We start from the raw sequence: 2,792 nt of genomic DNA, 5'->3' as shown, positions 1-2,792 counted from the left end.
CATGGGCATCACCCCCTTTGGAGAAGCTTGGCTAAGCACTCTCCTCCTAGCACACAGAAGAATGTCCAGTCAACTGCAACTGCGTAACTCCTACCAAAGTACAAGAAGCTTACCTGGGAGGGACCGCATGAACGCCCTGGAGGTTCAAGGGCTCGAGGTGGCCTACGGCGCGGTGCGGGCCCTCAAAGGGGTGAGCCTTTCCGTAGGCCAGGGGGAGGTGATCACCTTGCTGGGCGCTAATGGAGCCGGCAAAAGCACTACCCTGCGGGCCATCTCCGGACTGGTGCGGCCCCGCGCGGGAAGCATCACCTATAGGGGAGAAGCCCTGACCCGGCTGAGCCCAGCCCAGATCGTACGTCGAGGGATTGCCCACTGCCCCGAGGGGAGGCGGGTCTTCGCCGGGCTCTCGGTGCATGACAATTTGCTGCTGGGAGCCAGCGGACGCCGCGACCCGGAAATCGGCCTTGATATCCAGAGAATGTTCACGCTCTTCCCCATCCTCGCCGAGCGCCGCAACCAGGCGGCGGGGACGCTTTCCGGGGGGGAACAGCAGATGCTGGCCCTGGCCCGAGCGCTGATGAGCCGTCCCACGCTGCTGCTGCTGGATGAACCTAGCTTGGGTCTGGCTCCGCTGGTGGTGCGCAGCATCTTTGCCACCCTCAAGGAATTAAAAGCCGCCGGGATCACCATTTTGCTGGTCGAGCAAAACGTGAAGCTGGCCCTGGAGCTGGCGGACCGGGCCTATGTGTTGCGCACGGGTCAGGTAGTCCTCGAGGGAAAGGCCGAAGAGCTTCGCGACGATGCGCGGGTTGCCCGGGCCTATCTGGGAGGGGCCGCGTGAGGACAACGCTGCCCGGGGAGACATGCCATGAGTGAGCTCGAGTACATCCTGCAACAGCTCATCAACGCCCTCTCCGTCGGCAGCCTCTACGCGCTGGTGGCGGTGGGTCTTTCCATCATCTTCAGCCTGCTGCGGCTGACCAACTTCGCCCACGGGGACATGATGATGATCGGAGCCTTCGCTACCCTCTTCGCCCAACTCGCGGGGATGTCCTTCCTGGCGGCGGTGGGGGTGGGTATCTTGGTCTCGGCCCTCGCCGGGGTGATCATCGAACGGGTGGCCTACCGCCCGGTGCGGGGGGCGCCGGACGTGACCATGTTGCTGACCTCGGTGGCCCTGACGTACATCCTCGAGAACCTGGGGATTCTGCTCTTTAGCTCGAGCCCCCGCAACTTCCCCTTGCCTGAGTGGATGAATCACCTTTACCGCTTCGCCGACGGTCGCATCACCTTCAACAACATCAACCTGCTGACGCTAGGGGTCACCTTGCTGGCCTTGCTGTTTCTGAACTGGTTTGTGCGGCGCACCCGGGTAGGGCTGGGAATGCGGGCCGCGGCCGAAGACCTCACCGCCGCGTACTTGGTGGGACTGGACGTGAATCGGGTGATCGTGGTGGCCTTCGTACTGGCCTCGGCCTTCGCCGGGGTAGCCGGGGTATTGTGGGCGGCCCAGGCCGGGGTGGTGGAGCCGCAAATGGGGTTCACTCCACTGCTCAAGGCTTTCGTGGCCGCAATCATCGGCGGCTTCGGCTCGATCCCGGGGGCCATCGTGGGTGGCTTCGTACTGGGGGGACTAGAGGTACTCATCCAGTCCCTACCTGGGCAGTGGGGCTTATCGTCCTACCGCGATGCGCTGGTATTTGCCTTGCTGATCGCATTCTTACTCTTTCGCCCAGGGGGCATCTTGGGAGTTCGGCAGGAGGTGAAGCTGTGAAGTACGCACGCCTGCTCGTGCTATTATCCTTGACTGGGTTGTTGGCCGGGTTGGGCCCACACTTCCTGCCGGAGTACTGGGTGCGGGTGCTAATCGTCCTGGGGATTAACGTCATCCTGGTCTCGAGCCTGGGCCTCTCCAACGGCTTCACCGGGGTGTTCTCGCTGGGCCACCCGGGATTCGTTGCGCTAGGGGCGTATGCTTCGGGGATTCTGACCCTCGAACTCTCCAAGAAAGCCGCCTACCTACCCGACTTGCCGGGGTTTCTGGCGGGAGTCCAGCTGCCTTTTCTTCCCGCGACGCTCCTGGCCGGGGCACTGTGCGCACTGGTGGCCTCCTTGATCGGCATCCCGCTGATGCGGCTGTCGGGGAACTATGTCTCGGTGGCGACGCTGGGCTTTTTGGTGATTGTCAATGTCGTGCTGGTCAACGCCGAGCGGTTCACCCGGGGCTCGCGCACGTTTACCGGTATCCCGCCCTATACCGACCTCGGATGGGTGGCCGGCTGGGCGGTGGTAACCCTGTTGGTGCTCTCGCGGGTGGCCTACTCCCCGCTGGGGCGGGCCATGCGGGCTACCCGCGACGACCCCATCGCCGCCTAGGCGGTGGGGATCCACCTCCTGCCCGCACGTCTGCTGGCCTTCACCATCGGGGCGTTTTTCGCTGGGGTGGGCGGGGCCTTGTACGGGCACTACTTGGTTTCCTTCTCGCCGGCCACTTTCTACGTGGCGATGCTCGTCCAGCAACTCACCATGTTGGTGCTGGGCGGCCAAGCCAGCCTCACCGGGGCCGTGGTGGGGGTTACGGCCATCACCGTGCTCTCGGAGGTGCTCCGGAACCTCGAGCGCGGCTTCAGCTTGGGGGGACTCCAGGTTCCGGCGGTATTCGGTGCCAGCCAGATCGCGCTGGGCTTCATCTTCATCCTGGTTAGGACTTACGCAGTTGGCTGAAGGATGTGGAGGGGATGGGCGAGATAACTTCGTATTGCCTCGCGAACAATGGACGCCTTGGCCTCGTA

Annotated in this window: 2 protein-coding genes and 1 pseudogene; all 3 read left to right on the top strand. The window is 63.6% G+C overall.

Annotation, left to right across the window (positions count from 1 at the left end; genetic code table 11):
* The first annotated feature begins 127 nt into the window (after positions 1-127).
* The 3 genes and pseudogenes from G552_RS0113605 (at position 128) to G552_RS16860 (ending at position 2,724) form a co-directional block, all read left to right on the top strand.
* Complete coding sequence (locus G552_RS0113605) at positions 128-841, top strand: ABC transporter ATP-binding protein (protein WP_027883493.1); 714 nt, start codon at positions 128-130, stop codon at positions 839-841.
* Between the two features lie 27 nt (positions 842-868).
* Positions 869-1,774, top strand: a complete 906-nt coding sequence (locus G552_RS0113600; protein ID WP_027883492.1) for a branched-chain amino acid ABC transporter permease — start codon at positions 869-871, stop codon at positions 1,772-1,774.
* Positions 1,666-2,724, top strand: a pseudogene (locus G552_RS16860) (branched-chain amino acid ABC transporter permease). The gene G552_RS0113600 and the pseudogene G552_RS16860 overlap by 109 nt, the downstream one beginning before the upstream one ends.
* Positions 2,725-2,792: the final 68 nt, after the last annotated feature.

The organism is Meiothermus rufus DSM 22234, from assembly GCF_000423425.1.
GTDB classification, from domain to species: Bacteria; Deinococcota; Deinococci; order Deinococcales; family Thermaceae; genus Meiothermus; species Meiothermus rufus.
Note: the sequence above shows the minus strand (reverse complement) of the source record. Positions and strands in the feature narration are given on the sequence as shown.